Genomic DNA, 2,060 nt, shown 5'->3' with positions numbered 1-2,060 from the left:
CCTTTTGCATTGGTCGGTAGCCGAGGTCAATGTCGGCAGCGACTGGGTTGGCTGGGAAACCTCGGTAGAAAACGGGGAGACGCGGCTACGTCTGCACTGGCACCCAGGTGAGCAGGCCTGGTCGGAAGTAACGCCGCAACTCGACCGCGTTCGTTTGCAGCTTAGCTGTGTTGATTGTGATCCCAGTGAATTACTCGATCTGGTGCAGGTGCGTGCGATTGATAGTCGCGGCCGTCCGGTAGATGACAGCTCTTCCTGGCGCTGGTTGCCTGGTCGCAGTGAGGTGTATCTGATTCGCCACGAGGCGGTAGAGCCCGAGCAGCGCCGAATGGTGGAGTTCGTTTTATCCGGCGAGCTGGGTCGTGATTATCAGTGGTCTCATAACAGTGGTCCTGCGCTGGCAACCCGCTGGCGTTACGCCGCCGGCTGTGAGGCCTGGGCCAGCGATATTGGCGGTACCGCGCGCTCTGCGCCGGGCTGTCGCAGTTTGATGCTGCCATCGGGCAGCTCGCCCTGGGCGCCCGTTGGGGGTGGTCTGGCGGTGCTGTTGCTGATCGTCTTCATGATCAAGGCCGCGCTGTTCCCGGTGCAGTTCTGGCTGCCGGGCACCTATTCCAATGCCCCTGCTCCGGTTGCGGCGCTTTTCGCGATCATGACCAAGGTCGGCGCCTATGCGATCATCCGCCTGCACACGCTGGCCTTTCACCCCGGCGCAGAACCGACCAAGGACGTGGTGACGACCTGGCTGTTCCCTGCTGCAATGATCACGCTGACGCTGGGTGCGCTGGGGGTGCTGGCCGCGAAACGGCTGATGCCCTTGCTCTCCTTCTCGGTGATCGGGTCGATGGGAACAATGATGCTGGCGGTTGCGCCCGTCGATGCCTATGCGACGGAAACCGCGCTTTACTACCTCGTGCATTCGACCTTCTCGGCGGCGGCTCTGTTCCTGCTGGCCGATCTTGTGGTCAGCCGTCGCGGTTCGGACATGCTAGATGCGCGCCCTCCGGTGGTGCAGAACGGTCTTTTTGCGGCACTGTTCTTTGCCGCCGCCATTGCACTTGCGGGCATGCCGCCGCTGTCGGGCTTCCTGGGCAAACTGCTGGTGCTGGACGCCACCCGGGGCGTTGATCTCGCACCTTGGATCTGGGCTGTGATCCTGGCCGGATCCTTGACCACCATCATCGGCATGGCCCGCGCCGGCTCCCTGCTGTTCTGGAAAGGCCACGGCCTGCCGCCGCAGGACACCGATACCAGCGCCGAACCGCCGCAGGAAGATCTGGCCGCACGGTCGGCGCAGCTGCCCTTTGTGGCCTGTTTCGGCCTGCTGGGCGGGCTGGTCGCGCTCACCGTCTTTGCCGGCCCCGCCACGCGCTATGCCGAGGCGACGGCAGCGCAACTTTATGCGCCCGCGGCCTATATCGACACCGTGCTTGGGAGGACGCAAGAATGAAACTGATCTGGCGGCTGTTCCCGCACCCCCTGCTGACGCTTCTGCTGACTGTCACCTGGCTGTTGCTGGTCAACGGCTGGTCGCTGAACTCGCTGGTATTTGGCCTTTTGCTGGGTGTGCTGATCCCCTTCGTGACCCAGCCGTACTGGCCCAACCGGCCCAAGCTGCGCCACCCGCTGAAGATCGCGGAATACATTCTGGTGGTGCTTCTGGACATCGTGCAGGCCAATATCATCGTCGCCCGCATCGTGCTGTTCAAACCCAATGCCGACCGCCGGCCCAACTGGATCACCATCCCGCTGGACCTGAAAACGCCCGAGGCAATCACAGCCCTGGCCGGCACAATCACCATGACCCCCGGCACCCTGTCAGCGGATGTTTCGGACGAGGGCCACGCCCTGCTGGTCCACTGCCTGGACGCCCCCAACCCCGACGCGGTGCGGGACGAGATCAAACAGCGCTACGAGCGCCGGCTGATGGAGATTTTCGAATGATCGAAAGTGCTGCCACCTTTGCCTTCGCCTGCTTTGCCCTGGCAATGCTGATGAACCTGTGGAAGGTCGTCACCGCCCCCGACGTGGCCGACCGCATCCTGGCGCTGGATACCATG

Annotated in this window: 2 protein-coding genes and 1 pseudogene; all 3 read left to right on the top strand. The window is 63.3% G+C overall.

All coding sequences use genetic code 11. The features are described 5' to 3' along the window. On the top strand, nt 1-1,450 hold a 1,450-nt coding region (locus tag A2I95_RS33595), incomplete at its 5' end, for a proton-conducting transporter membrane subunit (protein ID WP_291736797.1). Beyond that, nucleotides 1,447-1,944: a Na+/H+ antiporter subunit E gene (locus A2I95_RS33590; RefSeq protein ID WP_027259297.1), complete on the top strand. Its 498-nt coding sequence runs from the start codon at nt 1,447-1,449 to the stop codon at nt 1,942-1,944. The genes A2I95_RS33595 and A2I95_RS33590, both read left to right, overlap by 4 nt. Further along, a pseudogene (locus A2I95_RS33585) lies at nt 1,941-2,060 on the top strand (K+/H+ antiporter subunit F); the annotation flags it as partial. The gene A2I95_RS33590 and the pseudogene A2I95_RS33585, both read left to right, overlap by 4 nt.

This window comes from Leisingera sp. F5 (assembly GCF_001593695.1).
The sequence above is the reverse complement of the archived record's forward strand: the minus strand, read 5'-3'. Positions and strand labels throughout refer to the sequence as shown.

Bases quoted from the DNA above. Each gene is read 5' to 3' on its own strand.
- A2I95_RS33590 (WP_027259297.1), top strand. From the start codon at position 1,447: ATGAAACTGATCTGGCGGCTGTTCCCGCACCCCCTGCTGACGCTTCTG.